Annotated in this window: 28 protein-coding genes; 22 read left to right on the top strand and 6 right to left on the bottom strand. The window is 62.8% G+C overall.

From position 1 onward, the window contains the following. Positions 1 to 2 precede the first annotated feature (2 nt). From EOB36_RS19990 to EOB36_RS35245, 3 genes are read right to left on the bottom strand one after another with little or no spacing between them, the layout of a single operon-like run. On the bottom strand, positions 3 to 1,397 hold the full coding sequence (locus EOB36_RS19990) for a DUF6513 domain-containing protein (protein ID WP_128285519.1): 1,395 nt from the start codon (positions 1,395 to 1,397) through the stop codon (positions 3 to 5). Beyond that, complete coding sequence (locus tag EOB36_RS19985) at positions 1,390 to 1,941, bottom strand: flavoprotein (RefSeq protein ID WP_095489027.1); 552 nt, start codon at positions 1,939 to 1,941, stop codon at positions 1,390 to 1,392. Before EOB36_RS19985 ends, EOB36_RS19990 begins: the two co-directional genes overlap by 8 nt. 3 nt (positions 1,942 to 1,944) lie before the next feature. Beyond that, complete coding sequence (locus EOB36_RS35245) at positions 1,945 to 3,771, bottom strand: (5-formylfuran-3-yl)methyl phosphate synthase (RefSeq protein WP_128285518.1); 1,827 nt, start codon at positions 3,769 to 3,771, stop codon at positions 1,945 to 1,947. A gap of 222 nt (positions 3,772 to 3,993) precedes the next feature. On the opposite strand from EOB36_RS35245, the gene EOB36_RS19975 reads away from it, so the two are divergent. From EOB36_RS19975 to EOB36_RS19950, 6 genes are all read left to right on the top strand, one after another. Further along, entirely contained in the window at positions 3,994 to 5,244 is a 1,251-nt protein-coding gene (locus tag EOB36_RS19975) for an ABC transporter substrate-binding protein (protein ID WP_128285517.1), read from the top strand. A gap of 67 nt (positions 5,245 to 5,311) precedes the next feature. Next, positions 5,312 to 6,238: a YVTN family beta-propeller repeat protein gene (locus EOB36_RS19970; protein WP_206637185.1), complete on the top strand. Its 927-nt coding sequence runs from the start codon at positions 5,312 to 5,314 to the stop codon at positions 6,236 to 6,238. 53 nt (positions 6,239 to 6,291) lie between these two features. After that, positions 6,292 to 6,795 carry a hypothetical protein gene (locus EOB36_RS19965; RefSeq protein WP_128285515.1) on the top strand — a complete coding sequence of 168 codons (504 nt, stop codon included), beginning with the start codon at positions 6,292 to 6,294 and terminating at the stop codon, positions 6,793 to 6,795. Positions 6,796 to 6,897: 102 nt separating this feature from the next. After that, entirely contained in the window at positions 6,898 to 7,686 is a 789-nt protein-coding gene (locus EOB36_RS19960; RefSeq protein ID WP_128285514.1) for an ATP-binding cassette domain-containing protein, read from the top strand. A 35-nt stretch (positions 7,687 to 7,721) separates the two neighbouring features. Continuing rightward, positions 7,722 to 8,558 carry an ABC transporter permease gene (locus tag EOB36_RS19955; protein WP_164897563.1) on the top strand — a complete coding sequence of 279 codons (837 nt, stop codon included), beginning with the start codon at positions 7,722 to 7,724 and terminating at the stop codon, positions 8,556 to 8,558. Continuing rightward, positions 8,558 to 9,193 (top strand): hypothetical protein, encoded by a 636-nt coding sequence (locus EOB36_RS19950; RefSeq protein WP_127206182.1) that lies wholly within the window; start codon positions 8,558 to 8,560, stop codon positions 9,191 to 9,193. Before EOB36_RS19955 ends, EOB36_RS19950 begins: the two co-directional genes overlap by 1 nt. A 27-nt stretch (positions 9,194 to 9,220) precedes the next feature. Here EOB36_RS19950 and EOB36_RS19945 read toward each other — a convergent pair whose 3' ends face one another. Together EOB36_RS19945 and EOB36_RS19940 are read right to left on the bottom strand one after the other, a co-directional pair. Next, a complete protein-coding gene (locus tag EOB36_RS19945; protein ID WP_095489019.1) occupies positions 9,221 to 9,421 on the bottom strand; it encodes a hypothetical protein in 201 nt (66 codons plus the stop codon). 257 nt (positions 9,422 to 9,678) lie between these two features. Further along, positions 9,679 to 10,620: a LysR family transcriptional regulator gene (locus tag EOB36_RS19940; RefSeq protein ID WP_127206183.1), complete on the bottom strand. Its 942-nt coding sequence runs from the start codon at positions 10,618 to 10,620 to the stop codon at positions 9,679 to 9,681. Between the two features lie 122 nt (positions 10,621 to 10,742). Between EOB36_RS19940 and EOB36_RS19935 the strand changes: the two genes are divergently transcribed. The 10 genes from EOB36_RS19935 (at position 10,743) to gph (ending at position 20,751) form a co-directional block, all read left to right on the top strand. After that, positions 10,743 to 11,789 carry a class 1 fructose-bisphosphatase gene (locus EOB36_RS19935; protein WP_127206184.1) on the top strand — a complete coding sequence of 349 codons (1,047 nt, stop codon included), beginning with the start codon at positions 10,743 to 10,745 and terminating at the stop codon, positions 11,787 to 11,789. Between the two features lie 5 nt (positions 11,790 to 11,794). Continuing rightward, the gene (locus EOB36_RS19930) at positions 11,795 to 12,667 is read left to right on the top strand and encodes a phosphoribulokinase (RefSeq protein ID WP_095489016.1); all 873 of its coding nucleotides are present in this window, start codon (positions 11,795 to 11,797) and stop codon (positions 12,665 to 12,667) included. A gap of 10 nt (positions 12,668 to 12,677) precedes the next feature. Next, complete coding sequence (gene tkt, locus EOB36_RS19925; protein WP_127206185.1) at positions 12,678 to 14,699, top strand: transketolase; 2,022 nt, start codon at positions 12,678 to 12,680, stop codon at positions 14,697 to 14,699. A 30-nt stretch (positions 14,700 to 14,729) separates the two neighbouring features. Next, positions 14,730 to 15,809 carry a class II fructose-bisphosphate aldolase gene (gene fba, locus EOB36_RS19920; protein WP_095489014.1) on the top strand — a complete coding sequence of 360 codons (1,080 nt, stop codon included), beginning with the start codon at positions 14,730 to 14,732 and terminating at the stop codon, positions 15,807 to 15,809. A 36-nt stretch (positions 15,810 to 15,845) separates the two neighbouring features. Next, positions 15,846 to 17,324, top strand: a complete 1,479-nt coding sequence (locus EOB36_RS19915) for a ribulose-bisphosphate carboxylase large subunit (protein WP_164547299.1) — start codon at positions 15,846 to 15,848, stop codon at positions 17,322 to 17,324. 18 nt (positions 17,325 to 17,342) lie between these two features. Next, positions 17,343 to 17,777 (top strand): ribulose bisphosphate carboxylase small subunit, encoded by a 435-nt coding sequence (locus EOB36_RS19910; protein WP_127206186.1) that lies wholly within the window; start codon positions 17,343 to 17,345, stop codon positions 17,775 to 17,777. A gap of 8 nt (positions 17,778 to 17,785) precedes the next feature. Next, positions 17,786 to 18,724, top strand: coding sequence for a CbbX protein (gene cbbX, locus EOB36_RS19905; protein ID WP_126105413.1), 939 nt, complete (start codon positions 17,786 to 17,788; stop codon positions 18,722 to 18,724). Positions 18,725 to 18,786: 62 nt separating this feature from the next. Further along, positions 18,787 to 19,473: a ribulose-phosphate 3-epimerase gene (rpe, locus tag EOB36_RS19900; RefSeq protein ID WP_128285512.1), complete on the top strand. Its 687-nt coding sequence runs from the start codon at positions 18,787 to 18,789 to the stop codon at positions 19,471 to 19,473. Between the two features lie 22 nt (positions 19,474 to 19,495). Next, positions 19,496 to 20,053 carry a thioredoxin family protein gene (locus tag EOB36_RS19895; protein ID WP_095489009.1) on the top strand — a complete coding sequence of 186 codons (558 nt, stop codon included), beginning with the start codon at positions 19,496 to 19,498 and terminating at the stop codon, positions 20,051 to 20,053. Then, positions 20,050 to 20,751, top strand: a complete 702-nt coding sequence (gph, locus tag EOB36_RS19890) for a phosphoglycolate phosphatase (RefSeq protein ID WP_128285511.1) — start codon at positions 20,050 to 20,052, stop codon at positions 20,749 to 20,751. The genes EOB36_RS19895 and gph overlap by 4 nt, the downstream gene beginning before the upstream one ends. Before the next feature lie 136 nt (positions 20,752 to 20,887). Here the strand turns inward: gph and EOB36_RS19885 are convergent, their stop codons facing one another. Then, positions 20,888 to 21,268, bottom strand: a complete 381-nt coding sequence (locus EOB36_RS19885) for a cytochrome c family protein (protein ID WP_095489007.1) — start codon at positions 21,266 to 21,268, stop codon at positions 20,888 to 20,890. A 150-nt stretch (positions 21,269 to 21,418) separates the two neighbouring features. Between EOB36_RS19885 and EOB36_RS19880 the strand changes: the two genes are divergently transcribed. From EOB36_RS19880 to EOB36_RS19855, 6 genes are all read left to right on the top strand, one after another. Further along, on the top strand, positions 21,419 to 21,748 hold the full coding sequence (locus tag EOB36_RS19880) for a hypothetical protein (protein ID WP_128285510.1): 330 nt from the start codon (positions 21,419 to 21,421) through the stop codon (positions 21,746 to 21,748). 124 nt (positions 21,749 to 21,872) lie between these two features. Next, a complete protein-coding gene (locus EOB36_RS19875) occupies positions 21,873 to 22,082 on the top strand; it encodes a hypothetical protein (RefSeq protein WP_095489006.1) in 210 nt (69 codons plus the stop codon). 37 nt (positions 22,083 to 22,119) lie between these two features. Then, complete coding sequence (locus tag EOB36_RS19870; RefSeq protein ID WP_095489005.1) at positions 22,120 to 23,124, top strand: ABC transporter substrate-binding protein; 1,005 nt, start codon at positions 22,120 to 22,122, stop codon at positions 23,122 to 23,124. After that, positions 23,121 to 23,942: an ABC transporter permease gene (locus EOB36_RS19865; RefSeq protein ID WP_095489004.1), complete on the top strand. Its 822-nt coding sequence runs from the start codon at positions 23,121 to 23,123 to the stop codon at positions 23,940 to 23,942. Before EOB36_RS19870 ends, EOB36_RS19865 begins: the two co-directional genes overlap by 4 nt. Beyond that, positions 23,911 to 24,651 carry an ATP-binding cassette domain-containing protein gene (locus EOB36_RS19860; protein WP_095489003.1) on the top strand — a complete coding sequence of 247 codons (741 nt, stop codon included), beginning with the start codon at positions 23,911 to 23,913 and terminating at the stop codon, positions 24,649 to 24,651. The genes EOB36_RS19865 and EOB36_RS19860 overlap by 32 nt, the downstream gene beginning before the upstream one ends. A gap of 65 nt (positions 24,652 to 24,716) precedes the next feature. Continuing rightward, on the top strand, positions 24,717 to 25,275 hold a 559-nt coding region (locus EOB36_RS19855; protein ID WP_245467840.1), incomplete at its 3' end, for an MBL fold metallo-hydrolase.

Here is a 25,275-nt window from a genome sequence, read left to right as displayed (position 1 = left end):
GTTTAGCGCTCTTTCTTCGCGCGAAGCGTGTGGCCGGCTTCCGCAAGGCGGGTGCGGTCGGTTTCGGGGGCCGGCGCGGCCACGCCCCATGCGAGCGGCTCGTCCTGCACATAGCGCTTGCCGAGGCGCCACGCGATCTCGGCTTTCATCAGTTCCGCGCCGAGATAGAACGCGTGCGCGCCATCCGCCTCAACGCCAAGCCCGGCAAAGAGTTCGAAAGCATCCGTGGCCACCGCATGCCCCTTGCCGTTGAAGACATGGATGCCGTCTTCCGCGGTCATGATGCGGAAATTGGCGTCGCGCACCTCGGCCGCCAATGCATCGATATCCCCGGTCGAGGCCGTGAAGGGCTTGCGGTCGTGAACCTGCAGGAGCCCTGGATGGTAACTCCGCGGCAGCGCACCGTCGTTCTTCGCGGCAAACAGGATGCGGCGGGCAATATCGTGCTCCTCGATCGTTCGCAGCGTGTGCGGGCTGACATGCACGGCAAGCACGTTTCGGATCTGAAGTTCCGAGCAGAGCCCGGCCAGAACGGCGGTAACGCCGGAACTGTCGGCGTCGGTCAATTCGGTGAGATTGCCGGTGCCCATCAGCAGTTCGACCTCGGGCCAGCGGCGGCGCGCCTCGATGAAGCGCGCAAGTGAGGCGGCAAAGCCGAAATGGATCGGGTCGAGCACAGGGTCGGCGATGAAGGCGACGCCGGCCTTTTGCGCCGCTTCGATGGCCCGGCCGAGCGAATCCAGATCGCCGGGGGTGGACGGGATCAACACTGGCACGGCCTTGTGGTCGAAGGCCAACGGCAGCGTGTTTTCGTCGAGGCTGAGAAGATAGTCCGCGCCGGCGCGTGCGCCGATCGAAAGCTCGTCCGTGCTGGCCGAATCGACACTGACCAGAAATCCCTGTGCCTTCAGCTCGAGCACGGCCGCTTCCAACAGTGGAAACCGTGTTTCCGGCAGGCAGCCGAGATCGATCACGTCGGCGCCGGCCGCAGCCAGCGTCCGTGCCCTCGCCACCAGCGCCTCGACCGACAGCATCGGCGCATCGACAATCTCGGCGAAGATGCGCATGTCGTGACGCGAAAGGTCGGGCGGGACGCCCGCCCGGCCGAGAAAGGCCGGCAGATCGGCGATCTCGTCGGGGCCGCGTACAAAGGGAACGCCGAAATGGCTCGACAGATGCTCGATGTCCCCGCGATAGCGGCCGGGCAGGATGACGCGGTCGGTGCCGCCGGTCAGGGTGAGCCGCCGCTTGATGATGTCTTCGCTCATCAGCGCCGCGACCTTGACGCCGATGTCGATGATCTCCCACGCAAATTCGGTTTCGCCCAGTCCGGCCAGCAGCCTTTCCAGCCGGACCTTGGCCAAATGACCGGTAAGAAAGGCCAGCCGCTCAGCCATGGCTTGCGAGTTCGGCGTGGCGCCGTCTGACCGAGGCTTCGAGTTCGGCAAGCGACTCGACCACCTGGGTCCGCTCGAAGCTCTTCAGCTGGTTGGTGTTCTCCAGGTCGATGCTGCGCGGATAGACCTTGACCAGACCATGCGGCGCCATGGTTTCGAGTTCCGGCGCGGTATCGCAAGCAAAGACGATGGCCGGCACCCGGCATTTTCCCGCTTGGGCAAAGACATTGGTGGCGAGCGTGTCGGAAATGCCGTGCACGCATTTGGCGACCGTGTTGGAACTGGCCGGCGCCACCACGACCGTATGATAGACACCGTGATAGAATTCGCCGACCGGGATCGCGCTCGCTGTCTTGTCGTGCAGCACGCGCGTCGTCTCCGGGAAATCGAGCTTGAGCTTGTACATGCGCAGCACTTCGTTGGCGGCTTTCGATACGAAGACATCGCAATGCTCGAGTTGGTGAATGAGTGCGAAGCTCTCCGTAAAAAAATGACCGGAACCGGTCAGAACCCATGCCCAGCGCGGCGTATGCAGCTTCGCCATCGCCTACCCTGCTTTTCTTGCCGGCCGGGTCGGAGCCGCGATCGCGATGCCGGGCAGATTGCCCGACGCGAGCAGCGCCCCGGCCGCGGCTGCATCTTTCGGGCCAGCGAGATGGAAATCGACACCGTTGGGCAGCATGGCGGCGAAGCCGGCGTCGACGATGCCTCTGGCCGTCAGGCCGTCGATAGTGTCGCTGCCGAAGAAAGCGCCGGTTTGCTTGATCAGGAGCAGCGCCTTCGCGCCGAGCTTGCCGGCAAGCCAGGCGGCAAGGGAATCGGAAGTCATGTCCCAGGAAGCCGGAATGTCCGGCGCCGGCAGAGCCAATGACGACGGTAGCCACACCGGGACTTTCCCCTCATCCAATGCTCGCACCATTTCGTCCAGCGACCGTGCCGGCACCAGCCTTTCATGCCGGTCGAGGATGACCTGGCCGAACTGCTCCATGGCGAGGATCGCCATGGCATGGGCAGCCGCGTCGGAAAAATCCATGTAAATCTGGCTCTCTCGCACCTGGTCGGCAAACTGCCCGCCGCCGGGCACGATCACGATCGGCAGCTTGGAGCTTGCCAGCGCCGCGACCCAGTTCTCCATTTCCGCCGCACGGGCCGTGCTGCCGCCGAGCTTGACAATGGTTGGCCTGATGACCTCAGGCCTTTGCTGTCGCGGCTGGGAAACAGCGCTTTGGTCTTTTCGGCCGGTAGGGCCGGAGGCAACACCGCGGCCTGCCGCTTGGCGCTTGCGCTCGATCTCGACGCCGACGCCGCCTGGGCCGAGTTCGAGTTTTTCCACCCTTACCATGACGCGCACCACACGCGGGTTCTCCAGAATATACGTCGCCACCTGCTCGGCCAGCGCCTCGCTAAGCTGGATATGGCCTCGCGCGACGATGGTGCGAATGCCGTCCATGATGATGTCGTAGGAGAATACATGGCGCATGTCTTCGGGATGGTCGGTGACTTGCAGCACGTCGGCGGTCACGTCGAAACGCACTTTTTGTGTATGGCCATGCTCGAAGCTGTAAGCGCCGATCTGGACCGGCAGGACAAAATCCCGCACGAAGATCTTGTCCGTGCCCAGTGTCGGGTCAGTGCCCGGCGAATAGCCCCTCGCCGCCAGCAGGCGGTAGTCGACGCTCGACGGGCCGCCGGCCCGGGATTCCTCCGGAACCAACTCGCGGATCTGCGAAACCGCCTCGGCGCTGATCGAACCTGCGCGGTCGGAGTGGCCGCACAGCGCCCCGCGAAAACCGAGAAAATCGGGCGCGAAGGGCAACAGGCGCGGAATGTCGGGGGCTTCCAGCGATCCGCTCAGTCCAACCATCAGACCAAGCGATTTCGCTCGATCGACGAACCCCGGGATACGCTCGGGCGGCAGATGATCGAGCAGCCGGCCGTTTGCCTTGTTCGCAGTGTCGACCATGGCGCCATGGAAGCGATGTTTGGCAAATATCGGCAAAAGCTCGAAATCCGGCACTAGGTCGGCGAAAAGCACGGCGATCAGCTTCGTTCGCGCGGCGAGCGGCGCGAGCGCCTCCGCACAAGCGGCGGCGTTTGCCGACGGAAAGAAGCCTATCTTGACGTAATCGACGCCGGTGGCAGCGATCTCTTCGGCCTTGGCGCGGATCGTTTCGGGTTCCATCGGCAGATCGCCGCAGACCGCGCTGACCGGCGCCCGGCCGGCGATGAACGAGGTGGCCTGGCCAATGATTTCGGTGGGTACCGCCCCAAGGGCACCGGCTTTCGGATCCTTCAGGTCTATGATGTCGACGCGGCCTGAGAGCGCGATCTCCGCCTCGTCGACGCCGGTGACGCTGGCCAGCATTCTGGTCATTGGACTTTCTCCGGCATGAGGGACAGGACACTCTCGGGCCCGAATACCGAAATCCGCCCAGTTGCCGTTCCGGCGACAAGGCATGACACTAAAGCAGACGCGATAAGTCCACTTTCGGGGTTTGATAAATTTTGCCGGTCAGCTAAGCTCATCATGGGCACCTTGACTTCGCGCCGGTCCGACAACAATCGGACTTTAGCGCAAGAACGGGTAATTTTATCGATGACGAGCGCGGTGCCGGGCACTCTCGCGGCCTTTTTGTGCTTTTTTTCCCTGAGCGTCAACGTTCCGGGCGCGCTAGCCCAGGAAGCGACGGGCGAGCAACCGACCGCAACGGCCAAGCCGGAAAAAAAGCTAACCGAAATCAAGATAGGCTATTTGCGTGCGTATGCGCCGCAGCTGGCCTTGTCGGTGCTCGACGTCCCGCCGCGCGATGAAGGTGTTGCCGGCGGCAATGTGGCGATTGCCGACAACAACACGACCGGCAGCTTCCTCGGCCAGAAATTCAGCCTCGACGTGACCGAGGTAAAGCCGGACGCGGACGTCGTTCCGGCCTTCCAGGACATGATCGCCAATGGCGACCGCTACGTGGTCGCGGACCTCTCGGCCAGGCAATTGCTGTCGATCGCCGATCTTGCCCGCGACAACGGCGTGTTGATCTTCAATGCCGGCGCCACCGACGACAGTCTTCGCGAGGAAGAATGCCGCGCCAACATCTTCCACACCATCCCGACGCGCAGCATGCTGGCCGACGGGCTGGCGCAATATCTCATCTGGAAGCAATGGCGGCGCTGGGTGCTGATCTACGGCTCGCACGAGCGCGACCAGCTTTTTGCCGAGGCGCTACGTCGGGCGGCGACCCGCTTCGGCGGCGAGATCGTCGGCGAAAAGGAATTCAAGGACACCGGCACGGCACGGCGGACCGATTCCGGCGTCGTCCAGATCCAGCGGCAGATGCCTGTCTTCACCCAGGACCTGCCGGAGCACGATGTGTTGCTGGTCGCCGACGAAAGCGAGGTGTTCGGCACCTACGTGCCGTTCCGCACCTGGATTCCGCGGCCGGTCGCCGGCACCGCCGGCCTCACCCCGTCGGCCTGGCATCCGGCCAGCGAGCAATGGGGCGGCACCCAGATCCAGAACCGCTTCGCCAAGGCAAACGGCCGCCGCATGGTGTCGAAGGATATGGCGGCATGGACCGCGGTGCGCATCCTCGGCGAGGCGGCGACCCGCACCCAGGGCGCCGACCCGCGGAAGATGGCTGACTTCATCCGCTCCGACGATTTTTCGATCGCCGCCTTCAAAGGGCAGAAACTGACCTTCCGCAAGTGGAACCAGCAATTGCGGCAGCCGATCTTCCTCGGCGATGGCCGATCGGTCGTCTCGACATCGCCGCAGGAAGGTTTTTTGCACCAGGTGTCGGAGCTCGACACGCTCGGGGTCGATGAGCCGGAAACAAAATGCGTGCTTAAGTAGAGCCAATTGGGAGGGAATTTCAGTGCACAGAGGAGCTTATGCGCTCGCCATTCTGGCGACCGGCTTCATGACCGATCCGGCGTCGGCCTACATGGCCTATATCTCCAACGAGAAAGACAACACGATGAGCGTCGTCGACACCGCGACGATGCAGGTGGTGAAGACCGTAAATGTCGGGCAGCGTCCGCGCGGCATCACCATCTCGCATGACGGCAAGCACGTCTATCTCTGCGCCAGCGACGATGATTCCATCGAGGTGATCGACACGGCAACCCTGGAGATCGTCGATACCTTGCCTTCCGGGCCCGACCCGGAGCTCTTCGTGCTCTCGCCTGACGGCAAGACGCTCTACGTCGCCAATGAGGACGACAATCTCGTCACCGTCATCGACATAGAGGGCAAGAAGGTGCTGGCCGAGATCCCGGTCGGCGTCGAGCCGGAGGGCATGGGCATCAGCCCGGACGGAAAGACCATGGTCAACACGTCGGAAACGACGAACATGGCGCATTTCATCGATACGTCGTCCCACGAGATCACCGACAACGTGCTGGTGGATGCGCGTCCGCGCTTCATCGAGTTCACGCCCGACGGCAAGCAGGCCTGGGTCAGTGCCGAGATCGGCGGCACGGTTTCGGTGATCGACAATCAAACGCGCGAAGTCGTCCAGAAGATCACCTTCGAGATTGCCGGCCTGAGGGCCGAATCCATCCAGCCGGTAGGTGTGCGCATCACCGCCGACGGCAAGAAAGCCTATGTGGCGCTCGGACCGGCCAACCGCGTCGCGGTGGTCAATACCGAGACATACGAGGTCGAGAAATACGTGCTGGTCGGCCAACGCGTCTGGCAGCTCGCCTTCACGCCGGACCAGAAAACCATCATCTCGACCAACGGCGTGTCGAACGACATCACCTTCATCGACGTGGCGACCGACGAGCCGGTGCAGTCGGTGACCGTCGGCGCGCTGCCATGGGGCGTCGTCGTCTCGCCTAATTGAAGCAACTCAATTGAATCAAACAGACAAAAAAAGCAGCAGAAGGGCAGGAAATCATGCGGAAATTTCGGGCAGTCGCTTTCGCGGCATTGGTGGGCATGGCACTCACGCAGGGCCAGGCCTGGGCGCAGGACAACGACGGCGATGACGATGACGCGGCCGCTGCCACGGCGACCAAAACAGAGGCCAGCCCCGAAGCCGAGAAGGCAACCCGGGCCAGCAAGGACGTGCCGGAACTTATCCTCGGCACCAAGGAAGATCAGTTCACCGCCAACCAGAAGGACTTCCAGCTGATCGCCGGCCAGGGCTATCGCTGGAAGATCACCGCAGCGGGCGGGCTGGAGTACAAATTCCATACCGATCTGTTCCGCAATGTGTGGAACAACCAGATCGTCATCAACGACCTCGAGGTGCACATGAACGGCGCACCCGCATGGCTCGAATTCGACGCCGACGGCACCATCCAGGTCCAGTTCACCACCGTGAGGCCCGGCATCTACACATGGTCGGTGCCCGACCTTGCCGACAAAGGCATGAAGGGCACGATCACCATCAAGTAGGGTCACCGGAAAGCAGGACTGCGCGGGTCCGGCGCGCCAGACTCCCGGTGTGCCAGATTTCCGGTGTGCTAGACTATCGTCGACGACAGGGAGCGAGCCGGCGTGCAGCATGTGAGGACAAGCGGACCAGGAGATGAGGCGGCGGCGCTCGATGTCGCCGGCGTCAGCCATTCCTATGGCCCGAAGCGGGCGCTCAACGACGTCTCATTCTCAATCGCGCCGGCGACGTTCACCGTTCTTCTCGGCCTCAACGGCGCCGGCAAGACAACTCTGTTCTCGCTGATCAGCCATCTTTACGACACGCGTCGCGGATCGATCCGCATCTTCGGCCACGACGTCAGCCGCGCTTCGGGCGAAGCGCTCCGGCGTGTCGGCATCGTGTTCCAGGCCCGCACGCTCGACCTCGATCTCAGCGTCCACCAGAACCTCTCCTACCACGCCTCGCTGCATGGCATCGGAGGACGCGAGGCGCGGCAGCGTATTGCCGCGCTGCTCGATATTGTCGACATGCCGGGCCGTCAGCATGACAAGGCACGCAGTCTTTCCGGCGGCCAGATGCGGCGCATAGAGATCGCCAGGGCGCTGCTCCACCGTCCGTCCCTGCTGCTGCTCGACGAGGCGACCGTCGGTCTCGACATCCAGTCGCGCGCAGGCATTCTCGCCACCATCCGCAAGCTCGTCGAAACCGAGGGCATTGGCGTGCTGTGGGCGACGCACCTGATCGATGAGGTTGACGACGGCGACCACGTCGTCGTCTTGCGGCAGGGCGAGCTGGTCGCCAAGGGCAAGGTGGCCGATGTCGTCAGGACGAGCGGCGCCGGTTCGATCCGCGACGCCTTTTCGAGGCTCAGCCGCATCGAGGCAGCCGGCACCGCGGAGATATCGCCATGAGCGCTCCCGCAATGCCCGAAAAAGTCGCAGGCGTCATGCCGGTGAGGTTCGAGAAATTCGGCCTCGGCCACTATCTCATTTGCCTCAAAGGCGTCGTCCTGCGGGAGTGCCTGCGCTTCCTGCACCAGCGCGAGCGCTTCATATCCTCGCTGGTTCGGCCGCTCATCTGGCTGTTCATTTTTGCCGCCGGATTCCGGCAGGTGCTCGGCGTATCGATCATCCCGCCCTACAAGACCTACGTGCTCTACGAGGTCTACATCACGCCGGGCCTGTGCGGCATGATCCTGCTGTTCTCGGGCATGCAGTCTTCGCTGTCGATGGTCTATGACCGCGAGATGGGCAACATGCGCACCTTGCTGGTCAGCCCCTTCCCGCGCTGGTTCCTGCTGGTCTCGAAGATGCTCGCCGGCGTCGCCGTATCGATCGCGCAGGTCTACGCGTTCCTGATCGTTGCCTGGTTCTGGGGCGTCAAGGCGCCGCCGATCGGCTATCTCATGGTGCTGCCGGCGCTGTTCCTGTCGGGCATGATGCTTTGCGCGCTCGGCATGCTTTTGTCCTCGATGATCAAGCAGCTCGAAAACTTCGCCGGCATCATGAACTTCGTCATCTTTCCCGGCTATTTCGCCTCTCCGGCGCTCTATCCCCTGTGGCGCATCCAGGAGGCGAGCCCGCTGCTTTATAAAATCTGCCTCGCCAATCCGTTCACCTATGCCGTCGAACTGATCCGCTTCGCCTTTTACGGCCAGATTGACTGGCTGTCGCTGGGCGTCGTTGCCGGCTGCACGTTTCTGTTCCTTGCCGCCGCCATCATCGCCTACGACCCTTCGCGCGGCCTGATAAGCCGGAAACAGGACACGGGAGGAAATGCCTGATGGCACGAATGAGCCTTGTTCGCAGCCTGGCTGTGGCTGCCATGCTCGCGCCGAGCATGAACGCCAAGGCGGCGGCGAACAACGATCCGGACTGGCCCTGCATACAGCGCAAGGTGCCGCAGCTCTCGCTCGGCCAGATCTGGAACGGGCCGGAGCTTCCCCCGGCGGCGAAGGACTTGTCGAAGGACCCTGCCGTCTCCGCCCTGGTCGAGGAGGTGGCAGCCCGGCGAATGCCGATTGCCGAAGCCCAAAAGAAGATCAGGGATTTCGCCGCATCGTTGCCGGCCGAGCAGCTTGCGCCGAAAATGGCGATGCTGGTGCAAGGCATGTTCGATCATATGGACACTGAGCGTTCGCACGTGATCTCAGGCATTTCCCGCTACGCCCACAAGCAGCTCGAAATGGCCGCCGCGTTGCGCAAGGAAGCGTCCGACGTCGATGCGCTGCGGGAAAAACCCGATGCAGATCCCGACGAGGTCGAACGGCGAACCGAACAGCTGAAATTCGCAACGCGAATTTTCAACGAACGCGTCCAATCGCTGACTTACGTCTGTGACGTGCCGACGATAATCGAGCAGCGGCTATATCAACTGTCCAAGGCCGTCTCGGAAACGCTCGCCGCGAAGAAGAATTAGAACCTCATTCGATCTTCGCGGCGGATCTCACGATTCCCGGCCGGGCAGCACGCGCCAGCGCCGCACGAAATAACCGGGATGCGTCTCGATCCACTGGGCCACCAGCGGCTGCGCCTGCATGAAGGCGGTCCCGGGATTCATCGCCAGGCCGTCCACCATCTGTTCGCGTTGTTCACAGGTCTGCGGCATATCCGTCAGGCAGACCATCATAACGAGCGTGTAAAGCATTACCCCTTGTCCCCATCGAATTCCCGAACCCCATGCCCGGGAGGTTTCCGAAATACCGACCAGTCTGCAGGGGTCGCACATACAGATCGCTTACGGGTGGAAAGGACGTGGCCCCTGTTCTTTCGCACTGCAACATAACATATCGCTTATCTAACGCCAACGATCGCCGGGCGTTCTCCACTCCCTTCTCGGGGCTATCTCGCGATCTCTGGCGTTTGGTATGTCGGTCGTTCAGGTCGAGTTCCGCCCGTCCAACGTCATCCCGCTCTGGTCTGCGGATAGAGCTTGCCGAACAGGGGCAGGTACATCGCGCCCTTGCGCATCAGGAAATCGTGGAATGTCGCCATGGCCGGCGAGATCGCGTGATCGCTGCGCATCACCGAAAACCATTGCCGGCGGATCGGCATGCCGACAACGTCGAGGATGACCAGCCGGCCGGCTTCGGTTTCCGCGGCGATGGTGTGGGCAGAGATGAAGGCGATGCCGAGCCCGGCCATCACCGCCTGCTTGATGGTCTCGTTCGAGCCCATCTCGACGCCGAGATCGTCGATGCGGCCGGGCACGTCGCTCAGGAATATTTCCAGCGAGATGCGCGTGCCGGAGCCGGGCTCGCGAATGAGGAAATGCTCTTCGGCGATCCGCTCCTTGGATATCTCGCGTGCCGACGCCAGCGGGTGGTCGGGCGGCGCAATGATGACCAGCGGGTGATCGCCAAACACCGAGGCACGCACCGGGACCTCCTTCGCCGGGCGTCCCATCAGCGCAATGTCGATGTCGTGGTTCTTCAGCCTGTCGATCGTTTCGGCGCGGTTGCCGATGGCAAGCCGCATATCGATGTCGGGATGCTCCTTCATGAAGCCGGCCATGAGCCGCGGCGCGAAATATTTGGCGGTGGAAACGACGCCGAGCCTCAAGCTGCCGATGCGCACGCCCTTGATCGCATCCATCTTGTCTTCGAGCAAGCGAAGCCGCTCTTCGATCGCCTGCGCCGTCTCGACGAAGGCCAGCCCTGCGGCAGTGGGACGCATGCCGTCCGACGTCCGGTCGAACAAGGCCAATTGGAACTCCTCCTCCACTTGCCGCAACTGGATCGTCACCGCTGGAGGAGACAGGCCTAACACTTTGGCTGCACTGACGATTTTCCCGTGGCTGATGATCGCCTGGACGGTCTTGAATTGCTTGAGCGTGAGGGTTCTCATACGGCATACTAAAATTTTTTTACTACGAAAGTAAAGTTATTGAATTTTACTTATCCTACACCGTTTGTTTTCATTCCCCAATCCGGCCGGTCCGAGGAGATGCGGTTGGATGGGAGGTTACGATGCCAGCGGCAACGCTCGACGCTTTTCTGAATTCCTATCTCGGCCCACCGGACGAGTTGCGCTCGGCAGTCGTAGCAACCATCCGTCAGCTGACGCAGGCCGCCACCAAGATCCGCAACACCATCAATCAAGGGGTGCTCGGCACCGCCTTTGCCGGGACCCGCGGCGCCAATGCCGACGGCGATATCCAGAAGGATCTCGACATCTTCGCCGACGACATCTTCCTCGACGCCATGCGCCACGCTCCGGTCGCGCTCTACGCCTCCGAGGAACTGGAGCAGCCGGTCCTGCTCGACAGCAAAGCGCCTCTCGCCATCGCCATCGACCCGCTCGACGGCTCCTCCAACATCGACACCAACGTGTCGATTGGAACGATTTTCTCGCTCCTCCCTGCAACTGGCGCGCCGGACGGAAATCCGGCCGCCTCTTTTTTGCAGGCAGGCGTGAACCAGCTGGGCGCCGGCTTCTTCATCTACGGGCCGCAGCTGGCGCTGGTTCTGTCGCTCGGCAGCGGCACGCATGTCTTCGTTCTCTCGACCAGGCTCGGCACCTTCGTCCAGGCCTACGAGAGCCGGATCATCCCGCAGCGCACCCAGGAGTTCGCCATCAACGCCGCCAACTACCGGCATTGGGACGAGGCGGTGCGGCTCTACATCGACGACTGCCTAGAAGGCATCGAAGGCCCACGAGAGAAGGATTTCAACATGCGCTGGATCGCCTCCCTGGTCGCCGACTGCTACCGCATATTGATGCGCGGCGGTGTATTCCTGTATCCCGGCGACAAGCGCAAGGGTTACCGCCAGGGCCGGCTGCGCCTCGTCTATGAGGCCAACCCGATCGCCTATCTCATTGAACAGGCGGCCGGTGCCGCCACCGATACGATGACCCGCATCCTCGAAATCGAACCCGAGAGCCTGCATCAGCGCGTGCCCGTGGTGTTCGGATCGGCGCGGGAAGTCGCGCGCATCACCCGCTACCACACCGAGCCCAGCGCCATCGGCGAGCGTGCGCCGCTGTTCAGCCGCCGCGGCCTGTTCAGGGCCTGAGCACCATGTCGGCAAAGCACCCCATCATCACCATCACCGGGTCGTCGGGCGCAGGCACCACCTCGGTCAAGCGCATCTTCGATCTGATCTTCCGGCGTGAGAACATCGAGGCCGCCTTCATCGAAGGCGATGCCTTTCACCGCTACGACCGCGCCACGATGAAGACAAAGGTGGCCGAGGAAGAGAAGGCGGGCAATCCGAACTTCACCCACTTCAATGCCGAGGCCAACGAACTCGCAATCCTCGAAGAGGTGTTTGAGGAATATGGCCGCCGGGGAACCGGAAAGACCCGCACCTACATCCATGACGAGGACGAGGAGAAGCAGTACGGCACGCCGCCGGGACATTTTACCGAATGGCGCGAATTCCCGCCGAGCGACCTGCTCTTCTACGAGGGCCTGCATGGCTGCGTCGTCACCGACAAGATCAACCTGGCCAGACACGCGGACCTTAGGATCGGTGTGGTGCCGGTGATAAATCTCGAATGGATCCAGAAGATCCATCGCGACCGCGCAACGCGCGGCTATTCGACCGAGGCGGTGATGGACGTGATCCTGCGCCGCATGCCGGACTATGTCCGCTACATCGTCCCGCAGTTCTCGCAGACCGCCATCAACTTCCAGCGCGTGCCGATCGTCGACACGTCCAATCCGTTCATCGCGCGCTGGATTCCGACGCCTGACGAATCGATGCTGGTCATCCGCTTCGCCAATCCCCGCGGCATCGATTTCCCCTACCTGCTTTCGATGATCCACGACTCGTTCATGTCGCGGCCGAATTCCATAGTGGTGCCAGGCAACAAGCTCGACCTTGCCATGCAGCTGATCCTGACGCCGCTCATCCTGCAATTGATCGAACGCAAGAACCGTGTGTCGTGAGGAGGACGCCATGAACAGCCAAGCAGCAGCATTGAAGCCCGTCGCCGCCGTCTCGGAGCGCGACATGGCGAACGCCATTCGCGCATTGGCGATGGACAGCGTCCAAAAGGCCAATTCCGGCCATCCGGGCATGCCGATGGGCATGGCCGATGTCGCGACGGTGCTGTTCGGCCGCTTCATCAATATCGATCCGTCGGCGCCCAACTGGCCCGATCGCGACCGCTTCGTGCTTTCGGCCGGGCACGGCTCGATGCTGCAATATGCGCTGCATTACCTGCTCGGCTTTGAAGACATGCCGATCGAGGAATTGCAGCGGTTTCGCCAGCTGGGCAGCCGCACCGCCGGACATCCGGAATATGGCCATGCGCTTGGCATCGAGACGACGACCGGTCCGCTTGGACAAGGCATTTCGACCGCCGTCGGCATGGCACTGGCGGAGCGCATGCTTGCTGCCCGCCACGGCGCCGACCTCGTCGACCATTTCACCTACGTGATCGCCGGCGACGGCTGCCTGCAGGAAGGCATCAGCCACGAGGCGATCGACCTTGCCGGTCACCTGAAGCTCTCCCGGCTGATCGTGTTCTGGGACGACAATGCGATCTCGATCGACGGACCGACGTCGCTGTCGACATCGATGGACCAGCCGGCACGGTTCAAAGCCGCCGGATGGCACGTCCAATCGGTGGACGGCCACGACACGGAAGCCGTCGCTGCGGCAATCGAAGCAGCACAGCAGTCGGACCGGCCGTCCCTGATCGCCTGCCGCACGGTGATCGGCAAGGGCGCGCCCAATCTGGGCGGTTCGGAAAAGACGCATGGCGCGCCGCTGGGCGATGCGGAGATCGCCGCGACGCGCGAAAACATCGACTGGGCCTACGCGCCGTTCGAGGTGCCGGACGACATCCTTTTCACCTGGCGCGAAGTTGCCGAGCGCGGGCAAGCGGCGCGGCACGCCTGGGAGCAGCGGCTTGCCGCCTCGTCCCGGCGCCAGGCGTTTGAGAGCGCGGTCGCCGGCAACCTGCCCGACGCGGTCTTCGAAGCGCTCGGCGCTTTCCGCAAGGAGCATCTCGAGAAGGCGACCAAGGTTGCAACGCGAAAAGCCTCCGAAATGGCGCTCGGCGCCATCAACGCCGCGACCGACCTGACCGTCGGCGGCTCCGCCGATCTGACGCATTCGAACCTGACGATCACCAAGGGCATGGATCGCATAGCGCCTGATGACTATGCCGGCCGCTATATCCACTACGGGATCCGCGAGCACGGCATGGCCGCGGCCATGAACGGCATCGCACTGCATGGCGGTTTCGTGCCTTATGGCGGCACGTTCCTGTGCTTTGCCGACTATGCACGCGGCGCGATGCGGCTCTCGGCGCTGATGGGCCAGCGCGTCGTCTATGTGATGACGCATGATTCCATCGGTCTCGGCGAGGACGGCCCGACCCACCAGCCGGTCGAGCACCTGGCGATGCTGCGGGCCACGCCAAACCTCAACGTCTTTCGTCCGGCCGACATCATCGAAACGGCGGAGTGCTGGGAATTGGCGCTGAAGAGCAAGAACCGGCCGAGCGTGCTGGTGCTCTCGCGCCAGAACCTGCCGATGCTGCGTCAGGCACTCAGCGACGAGCCACACAGCGACGAGAACCGATCGAGCCAGGGCGCTTACATCCTGCGCGAGCCATCCGAGCACCGCGCCGTGACGCTGATCGCCACCGGCTCGGAGGTCGAGATCGCCGTTGCCGCCGCCGAACGGCTGGAGGCCGAGCACGGCATCGCCGCCGCGGTCGTCTCGATGCCGTGCTGGGAGCTCTTCGAGGAACAGGATGCGGACTACCGGAAGTCCGTCCTCGGCTCGGCGCCGCGCATTGCCGTCGAAGCCGCGGCGCGGCTCGGCTGGGATCGCTGGATCGGCGACACCGGCGCTTTCGTCGGCATGGCCGGTTTTGGCGCCAGCGCCCCTGCCCCGGATCTCTACCGGCATTTCGACATCACGCCCGAAGCCATCGCCGCAGCGGCGCTGAAGCTCATCATCTAGCCCAACTTCCGCAGCTAAGAGGACCCGACAATGGCCCGCATCACCCTTCGCCAGCTTCTCGACCATGCCGCCGAGCATGGCTACGGCGTACCGGCATTCAACATCAACAACATGGAACAAGGCCTCGCCATCATGGAGGCGGCCAAGGCCTGCGACGCGCCGGTCATCATCCAGGCGTCGCGCGGCGCCCGCTCCTATGCCAACGACATCATGCTGGCCAAGATGATGGAGGCGTTGACCGAAATGCATCCGGCCATTCCGCTGTGCATCCATCAGGATCACGGCAACAACGAAGCCACCTGCCTTTCGGCGATCCGCCACGGCTTCACCTCGGTGATGATGGACGGGTCATTGATGGCGGATGCCAAGACGCCGGCGAGCTACGACTACAACGTCGCCATCACCGAACGTGTCGCCCGCATGGCGCATTGGGTCGGCGCTTCCGTCGAAGGCGAGCTCGGCGTGCTCGGCTCGCTGGAAACCGGCCAGGGCGAGGCCGAGGACGGCCATGGCGCCGAAGGCGCGCTTTCCCACGACCAGCTTTTGACCGATCCCGATCAGGCGGTCGACTTCGTCACCGCCACCCAGGTCGACGCGCTGGCGATTGCCTGCGGCACCTCGCACGGCGCCTACAAATTCAGCCGCAAGCCCGACGGCGGCATCCTCGCCATGCAGGTGATCGAGGCGATCCACGAAAAGTTGCCCAACACGCATCTGGTCATGCATGGCTCTTCCTCCGTGCCGCAGGAACTGCAGGACATCATCAACAAATATGGCGGCGAGATGCCCCAGACGTTTGGCGTTCCGGTCGAGGAGATCGAGCGCGGCATCCGCTACGGCGTGCGCAAGGTCAACATCGATACCGATTGCCGCATGGCCATGGCCGGGCAGTTCCGCCGCGTCGCGACGGAGGATCCGCGCGAGTTCGATCCGCGCAAATTCCTGAAACCCGCCATGGACGCCTTGCGCGACCTTTGCCGCGATCGCTTCGAACGCTTCGGCACCGCGGGCAACGCCTCGAAGATCAGGGTAATCGCCATGGACGAGATGGCGAAACGTTACGCCGCGGGAAAGCTCGACCCGCAAATCGCAACCGCGAAAGCCGCCTGAGCGGCAAACAGGAGACCTGTCATGAACAAGATCGACATGCCGTCAGCGGGCACGCTCAAGGAAGGCAGCGAACGCTACAAGTCGGGCGTCATCCCCTACAAGAAGATGGGCTATTGGGAGCCGGACTACCGGCCCAAGGAGACCGACCTGATCGCCATGTTTCGGATTACGCCGCAGCCCGGCGTCGACCACGAGGAGGCGGCCGCCGCCATCGCCGGTGAATCCTCGACCGCGACATGGACCGTGGTGTGGACCGACAGGCTGACCGCCTGCGAGCTCTACCGCGCCAAGGCGTTCAAATCCGAGCCGGTGCCGAACACAGGTCCCGGCACCAAGACCGAGCAGCAGTACTTCGCCTACATCGCCTACGACCTCGACCTGTTCGAGCCGGGCTCAATCGCCAACCTGACTGCATCGATCATCGGCAACGTGTTCGGCTTCAAGGCGGTCAAGGCCTTGCGGCTCGAGGACATGCGCGTCCCGGTGGCCTACCTCAAAACCTTCCAGGGCCCGGCGACCGGCATCGTGGTGGAACGCGAGCGGCTCGACAAGTTCGGCCGGCCGCTGCTCGGCGCGACGACGAAGCCGAAGCTTGGCCTGTCAGGCCGCAACTACGGCCGCGTCGTCTACGAGGCGCTGAAGGGTGGCCTCGACTTCGTCAAGGACGACGAGAACATCAACTCGCAGCCGTTCATGCACTGGCGCGACCGCTTCCTCTACTGCATGGAGGCTGTGAACAAGGCGTCGGCCGCCACCGGCGAAGTCAAGGGCCATTATCTCAACGTCACCGCCGGCACGATGGAGGAGATGTACGAGCGCGCCGAATTCGCAAAGCAGCTTGGCTCCTGCATCGTCATGATCGACCTCGTCATTGGCTACACGGCGATCCAGTCGATGGCCAAGTGGGCACGCCGCAACGACATGATCCTGCACCTGCACCGCGCCGGCAACTCGACCTATTCGCGCCAGAAGAACCATGGCATGAATTTTCGCGTCATCTGCAAATGGATGCGGATGGCCGGCGTCGATCACATCCATGCCGGCACGGTGGTCGGCAAGCTGGAAGGCGACCCGCTGATGATCAAGGGGTTTTATGACACGCTGCGCGAGGAGCGCACGCCGCAGAACCTCGAAACCGGGCTGTTCTTCGATCAGGACTGGGCCTCGCTCAACAAGGTGATGCCCGTCGCCTCCGGCGGCATCCATGCCGGCCAGATGCACCAGTTGATCCATTATCTCGGCGAGGACGTCATCCTGCAGTTCGGCGGCGGCACGATCGGCCATCCGGACGGCATCCAGGCCGGCGCGACGGCCAATCGCGTCGCGTTGGAGGCGATGATCCTCGCCCGCAACGAGGGCCGCGACTATCTGCGCGAAGGGACCAAAATCCTCGAACAGGCGGCCAGATGGTGCACGCCGCTGAAGGCGGCCCTGGAGACCTGGAAGGACGTCACCTTCAACTACGAATCGACCGATACGGCCGACTTCGTGCCAACCGCAACGCCCAGCTTCTAGACGAAAGGAATCGTCGCCATGATGACCAATCCGGGAAACAAGGTCACGCAGGGACAGTTTTCGTTCCTGCCCGACCTGACCGATGAGCAGATTTCGGCGCAGATCAAATACGCGCTGAAAAACCACTGGGCGGTCAGCGTCGAGTACACGGACGATCCGCATCCGCGAAACACCTATTGGGAAATGTACGGCAACCCGATGTTCGACCTGAAGGACCCGGCGGGCATCCTGCTTGAAGTCAACAATTGCCGGAAAGCCATGCCCAACATGTATGTCCGGGTCACCGCCTTCGATTCGACCAAGGGCTGGGAGGCGCCGCGCATGTCGTTCATCGTCAACCGGCCGCCCAACGAACCCGGGTTCCGGCTGCTGCGCCAGGAGCGCGACGGCCGCAGCCAGGGCTATTCGATCGTGCCTTATGCGACTGACAGGCCCGAAGGCGAGCGGAGCTAGGCGAAACCATGCTGGACGCGATAGCAAAGGGCGCTGCCGCGCAGGACGAATCGGTTGATCTGCAGGCCGAGTTCGAGGCGTCCAACATCGATGAGGTGATGGACAAGCTCGACCGCGAGCTCGTTGGCCTGAAGCCCATCAAGACCCGCATCCGCGAGATCGCGGCGCTGCTCCTGGTCGACCGGCTTCGCCGCAAGTTCGGGCTGACCTCGGGCGCGCCGACGCTGCACATGAACTTTACCGGAAATCCCGGCACCGGAAAGACCACCGTGGCGCTGAGGATGGCCGAAATCCTGCATCGTCTCGGCTATGTCCGCGAAGGCCACATGGTCGCGGTGACACGAGACGATCTCGTCGGTCAGTATGTCGGCCACACCGCACCCAAGACCCGCGAAGTGATCAAGCGCGCCATGGGCGGGGTGCTCTTCATCGACGAGGCCTACTATCTCTACAAGCCCGAGAACGAACGCGACTATGGCCAGGAATCAATCGAAATCCTGCTGCAATGCATGGAAAACAACCGTGACGATCTGGTTGTGATTCTTGCCGGCTACAAGAACAAGATGGACCGCTTCTTCGACAGCAATCCCGGCATGCGCTCGCGCATCGCCCACCACCTCGATTTTCCCGACTACGGCGTCGGCGAGCTCAAATCGATCGCCGAGATCATGCTGGCGGAACAGAATTACCGTCTCAGCGAGGCGGCGGCCAAGGCGCTCGAAGAGTATCTCCCGATCCGCATGCGGCTGCCGCATTTCTCCAACGCCCGCTCGGTCCGCAATGGGCTCGACCGGGCGCGGCTTCGGCAAGCCAACCGGCTTTTCGCGTCGCGCGACCGGGCGTTGACGAAAACCGACCTTATCACCATTGAGGAATCCGATATTCGCGGCAGCCGCGTGTTCGCGGAAGGTAAGCTCGAAGGCGAACCGGAGACGAAGGCGCGCTGACAAGACGACGCCGGTTGGTGTGCAGCGACCGGAAACGGAAGATAGAATGGGAGCCGACGACCATGGGTACCAATACAATCATCGCGCCCTCGGTGCTTTCTGCGGACTTCTCGCGGCTCGGCGACGAGGTCGAAACGGTCGTCCGGGCGGGCGCCGACTGGATCCATCTCGACGTGATGGATGGCCATTTCGTGCCCAACATCACCTTCGGTCCGCCGGTGATCAAGGCGATCCGTGATCGAACGGACAAGATCTTCGACTGCCATCTGATGATCGCGCCGGCCGACGCCTATCTCGCCGCCTTCGCCGATGCCGGCTGCGACATCATCACGGTGCATGCCGAGGCCGGGCCGCATCTCGACCGTTCGCTGCAGGCAATCAGGAATCTCGGCAAGAAGGCCGGTGTGTCGCTGAACCCGTCGACACCGGAAAGCGTCATCGAATATGTGCTCGATCGGCTCGATCTGGTGCTTCTGATGACGGTCAATCCGGGCTTCGGCGGCCAGGCGTTCATTTCGGCTGTCGTCGACAAGGTCAGGCGGGTCAAGGCGCTGATCGGCCACCGTCCGATCGACATCGAGATCGACGGCGGCGTCACGCCCGAGACCGCTCCGCTGGTCACCGCGGCCGGCGCCAATGTGCTGGTCGCCGGCTCGGCCATCTTTAGGGGTGGCACCGAGGCCGCCTATCGCGCCAATATCGACGCCATCAGGCAGGCGGCCGACGGGGCGATCCGGAAAGCTGCGTAAACCATCACGTCGGAGGGCAAATATGGCGGCAATCCCACCTGTCTGCGATTTCGGCTGGCAAGCCATCGATGCCGTTTTGCCCGGCGTCGACGGCAAATCGCATTCGATCTTCAGCCACGCCGGCCCGAACGGGCTGGTGGTGGCCTTCATCTGCAACCACTGTCCCTATGTGAAGGCGGTGATTTCACGCATCGTCCGCGACGCCAACGACCTCAAGGCGCAAGGCATCGGCTTTGTCGCGATCAACGCCAACGATGCCGACGCCTACCCCGATGATTCCTTCGACAACATGAAGCTCTTCGCCAGGACGAACGGCTTCACTTTCCCCTACCTCCACGACGAACGCCAGACGGTGGCGCGTGCCTACGGAGCCGTTTGCACTCCGGATTTCTTCGGGCTCAACAGCGAGTTGACGCTGCAATATCGCGGCCGGCTGGACGCGGCGCGACGCGACGCCGGACCGCCCGGGCTGAGACGCGACCTGTTCGAGGCGATGAAGCAAATTGCCCGAACCGGCGACGGACCGCTGGACCAGATCGCTTCGATCGGCTGCTCGATCAAGTGGAAGGACGCCGCATGAACGTCGGCATGGGCAGGCCGTTTCGATCGCCGAAGGCAATCCTATTCGATCTCGACGGCACGCTGGTCGATTCGGCGCCTGATATAACGGCCGCAGTCAACGAGTTGCTGGCCGGCCGCGATCTGCCGCCGCTGCGCCTGGAGCAAGTCAAGGCCATGATCGGCGGCGGCGTCAGGAAACTGATCGAGCGAGCCTTCGCGGCTTCCGGCACGCCGCTTCTCGGCAGCGCGCTCGATGAGGCCAACCGCGTCATGGCGCCGATCTACCGCAGACATCTGACCGGCCTGACAAAGCTGATGCCTGGCGTCAGGGAGGTTCTCACGCACTTCCACTTGAGCGGAATAGCCATGGGCGTGGTGACCAACAAGCCGCAGTTGGCGGCTCGGGAAATCCTGCTGCATTTCGGGCTGACGGACTATCTCGGCGCGATCGTCGGCGGAGATGCGGTGACATGCCTGAAACCGGCGCCCGACGCTCTGCTGCTGGCGCTCGACCATCTTCAGGTCGAACCGCGTGACACGTTGATGGTCGGAGACAGCAGCGCCGACGTGGCCGCCGCGCGCGCCGCCGGCATGCCCGTCATCCTGCTGCGTGGCGGCTACACCCAGATTGCCGTTGAAGAGCTTGGCGCCGACCTCGTTTGCGACGGTCTGCTCGACCTGCCGTCCGCCATGCAGAGGCTGCAAGACGCCGCTTGACCGGCGGCGCCAACCACCAGGGAGGGCGCCGGCCGAACGCAGTTTCGAACGGCCGGCGAAGTCGCGTTACTTCGTGCGGAAGAACCGGGTTATTTCCTGCGGAAAAACCGGGTTATTTCCTAACGGAAAAACCGGGTTATTTGGAGAATTGCTTCAGATAGGCGATGACGTTGGCAAGATCCTCGTCCTTCTTGAGGCCGGGAAACGCCATCTTTGTGCCTTTGATCATGGCCTTGGGATCGCGAAGATAGGTCGTCAGCGTGGCTTCATCCCATTTGACGCCGGATCCACCCGCCTCGGTCATGGGTTTGGAATATTTGAACCCCGGATGCGTGCCGGCCGTCCGGCCGATAACGCCGCTCAACGACGGACCGATCTTGTTCTTGTCCTCGTCGACGACGTGGCAGGCCTTGCATTTGGCGAAGACCTTCTCACCCGCGGCGGCATCCTGTGCCTGAGATTGGTTCGTGATAAACGTCGCAACGGACACGACGGCGAAAAATGCGATTGCACGCATGGCATTTCCTCATTGATCGTCAAGGTGCCCTGGACGATTTGCGCATGCCGTTGTGTGTCATCGGCGTGCGTCGTTTTATGGCAGAGCGAAAACTTCTCCCCTTGTGGAGTTGCAACGCCTGCATCTTGGAAGCTACCCGGCAGACGAGGGATGTCAACCATACTGAAGTTCAGGGCAATCGCTTCAGACCAATTGCCGATCGTGGCGCGGTCAGCGAAGCTGCCTATCTCCCCCGCAAGGTGGGAGATTGGACGCCGCTTCGGCTTTCGCCAACCACCAACGCTGGAAGACTGGGCAAGAGGAGTGCAACCTGAAGCGATTGCCCTCGTATTTTCATTGCTTTGTGACGGCAGCTATGCTAGGAATTTATTCATGATGCTGATTTGCGTCAACAACCCGCCGCCGAGGCGGGTTTTTTTGTTTCAGGCTTCGGCGCCCCGTCCATTCGCCTTTGTTGACGGCCATTGGGCGAACGCGTAGCCTAAAACCATTCCGGTTTTCCATGGGCACCTCGGGACTCCGGCAGTTGGCGATTTTGTCCAGGCTCGCAGATCGAGCCGGATCTCGCCGAAGCGGGCGTCTTCAAGCGCGCAAGAGGTGCTGAATGGATATGGTCGACCTCATACTAACGGTTTGCCTGATTGCCAATCCGGGCAACTGCCGAGACGAACATCTCTATTTCGAGAGCCGTGGCTCTCTGTTCCAATGTATGATGCTGGCGCCCAGCGAAATCGCGAAATGGTCGCAGGAACACCCGACCCTCAAGGTCAAGCGCTGGAAATGCGCTTCGCCGAGCAAGGACCGTGCGATCTGATCGGCGCCCGGCTTATCCTGGCCCGGGAGGAGGCATCATGATGATTTCGCGTCGAGGAACGCTCCGTCTGGCAGCTCTTGGAACAGCCGCGGCGCTTGTCTCAAGGCCCTCCTTCGCCACGACCCCCTCCTTCGCCATGGGCAAGGTTCGCATCGGCGTGCTGAAGTTCGGCACCGTGAGCTGGGCGCTTGACACCATGAAGCAGCACAAGTTCGATGCAGCCAACGGCATCGATCTGGAGATCGTCGATTTCGCCGGCGAGGATGCAACCAACGTCGCGATTCTGGCCGGCGCGATCGACATGATCGTCTCCGACTGGTTGTGGGTCTCGCGCCAGCGCTCGGAAGGCGTCGACCTCACATTGGTCCCCTATTCGACCGCCGTCGGGGCGATCATGGTGAAGGAGCAATCGCCGATCCGGACAATCGCCGATCTCAAGGGAAAAAAGATCGGCGTCGCCGGCGGGCCTCTCGATAAAAGCTGGCTGCTGATCCAGGCGCTGGCCAGACGCGATCACGGCCTCGACCTGCCGGCAACCAGCGACATCGTCTTTGGCGCGCCGCCGCTGATTTCGGAAAAGGCGATGCAAGGCGAACTCGATGCGGTGCTCAATTTCTGGCATTTTTGCGCCCGGCTCGAGGCCAACGGCTTTCGTCGGCTGATCGGCGCGGATGATGCGGCGAAAGCGCTCGGGGCCTCGGGCGCCGTGTCGGCGCTCGGCTATGTCTTTCATGACAAATGGGCGAGCGAAAATCTGGCCACCGTCCGGGGCTTCATCAAGGCTTCCGCGCAGTCCAAGGACTTGCTGGCCAAATCCGACGATGAGTGGCTGCGCCTTGCGCCGATTATCCGCGCGCAAGGCGAGGAATTGGCCAAACTGCGTGACCGCTATCGCGAAGGCATTCCCAGACGCCCCGTCGCCGAGGATGCGGCCGACGCAGGCAAACTCTACCGCGTGCTGGCCGAGATCGGCGGCGAAAAGCTGGTCGGCCGCGCGCCGGAGATGGCGCCCGGCACGTTCTGGCAGGAACCCCCGAAATGACCGCACCTGACACCGGCGATCGCACGCCTGGCGCTGCAGCAGGCAGCCAGTCCAGCCTTGCAACGGCGCTGACACCCGTGCTGACGGTCGCGGTCTCTCTGCTCGGGCTTTGCCTGCTGTGGGGTTTTGCGGCAAATGCCTGGCCGAGCCGTGCCTTTCCAGGGCCGGGACAGGTCTGGCAGGTGCTGCTCGCAGAAGCGGCGAGCGGCGACCTTTTCTACCATCTCGGCGCGACACTTGGCCGGGTTGCCGCAGCTTATGTCATCGCGATGGTGGTTGGCTCGGTCATCGGCGTTGCCCTCGGCAGCTACCGCAGCGCGGACCGGTTCTTCAGTCCCTGGGTGATCCTGTTTCTCAACATCCCCGCGCTGGTGGTCATCGTGCTCGCCTACATCTGGTTCGGCCTCAACGAGGCGGCGGCGATTGGCGCGGTTGCCGTGAACAAGATCCCGAATGTGGTGGTGACGATGCGCGAAGGCGCCAGGGCGCTTGATCCGAACTACGCCGAAATGGCCGCCGTCTACCGCTTCGGTCTCCTCGACCGCATCCGCCACGTCCTGCTGCCGCAGTTGCAGCCCTATCTTGCCGCCGCCTCACGATCCGGCATCGCCCTCATCTGGAAGATCGTCCTGGTGGTCGAGCTGCTCGGCCGCTCCAATGGCGTCGGCTTCCAGATCTATCTTTATTTCCAACTCTTCGACGTCGCCGCCATTCTTGCCTACACGCTGGCTTTCGTGGCGGTGATGCTTGTCATCGAACTTCTTGTGGTGCAGCCCGTTGAACGACATGCAACCCGTTGGCGCCGTCGTCCCGCTTAGGGTCGACATCGCCGAGAAGACCTTCAGGTCCGCGCAAGGCGTCTCGATCACGGCGCTCCAGGACCTTTCCTTCGAGGTTCGGCAAGGCGAATTCGCCTGCCTGCTGGGGCCGTCGGGCTGCGGCAAGACCACGACGCTGCGCATCCTGCTTGGATTGGACAAAGACTTTTCCGGCTCCTTCCAACTGCCTGAAGGCGGCTCCAACCGGATCGCCGCCGTGTTCCAGGAGCCGATCTTGCTGCCGTGGCGGACAGTTGAGCAGAATGTCAGGCTGGCGCTACCGAAAAGCCTGAGAACGAAGAACCTCGACGGGCTGTTCGACACGCTCGGCCTCGCCGGCATGCGCTCGCTCTATCCGGCGGAGCTTTCGCTCGGCCTTGCGCGCAGGGCAGCCCTTGCCAGGGCCTTCGCCACCGAACCGGCGGTGCTTTTCCTGGACGAACCTTTTGCCTCGCTCGACGAACGGACCGCCGAGCGGCTTCGGCACCTGCTTTTGACCGTGTGGTCGGCGCGGCCTACGACCGCCCTGATGGTAACGCACAATCTACGCGAGGCGCTGATGCTGTCGGATCGCATCATCGTGCTCGCGCAGCGGCCAGCCCATGTGCTCGGCATGTTCGACGTAAGGCTGCCGCGGCACTATCGCAATCCACAGGTGATGAGCGACCTTTTGCGGTCTTTCCACCAAAAATTTCCGGGCGTGGTCTGATCGCCTTACAGCTCGAATGCATATCGGGGGAAGCCATGCCGATCGACAGGGTACGACGCAAGCTTGTGAGCGGCTTCGCCTGCACCGCGGTTAGCGCCGCGATGCTGCCCTGTTGCCTCGGGCGGGCCGCTCTTGCCGCTGCCGGCGGCCTTGAATTCACGGTCAGGAACGTCGCCGACGGCGTCTTCGCTTTCCAGGGCGTGGATGAATTGATGAACGCCGCCAACCAAGGCGCGATCTCGAACCTGGGCGTCGTCGTCGGGACCGATGCCGTTGCCGTCATCGACAGCGGCGGCAGCATGGTCGAGGCGAACGCCTTCATCGCCGCGATCGGCAAAATAAGCCCCAAGCCGGTTCGCTACCTGATCAACACCCACATGCACCCCGACCACATCTTCGGCAACGCGGCATTCCGGGAGATCGGCGCGACCATCGTCGGCCATCACAATCTGCCGCGCGCGCTTGAGGCGCGCGGCGCGTTCTACCTGCAAAGCTTTCGCCAACAGATCGGCGACGCGCTCATGAAAGGGGTCGAGATCATACCGCCGACGATGCTGGTCGATGATCGCCTGCAGCTCGACCTCGGCGGGCGCGTGCTCGAATTGCAGGCATGGAAAGCGGCGC

The organism is Mesorhizobium sp. M6A.T.Cr.TU.017.01.1.1 (assembly GCF_004023115.1).
Classification (GTDB): domain Bacteria; phylum Pseudomonadota; class Alphaproteobacteria; order Rhizobiales; family Rhizobiaceae; genus Mesorhizobium; species Mesorhizobium mediterraneum.
This window is presented reverse-complemented; position numbering and strand designations above follow the sequence as displayed.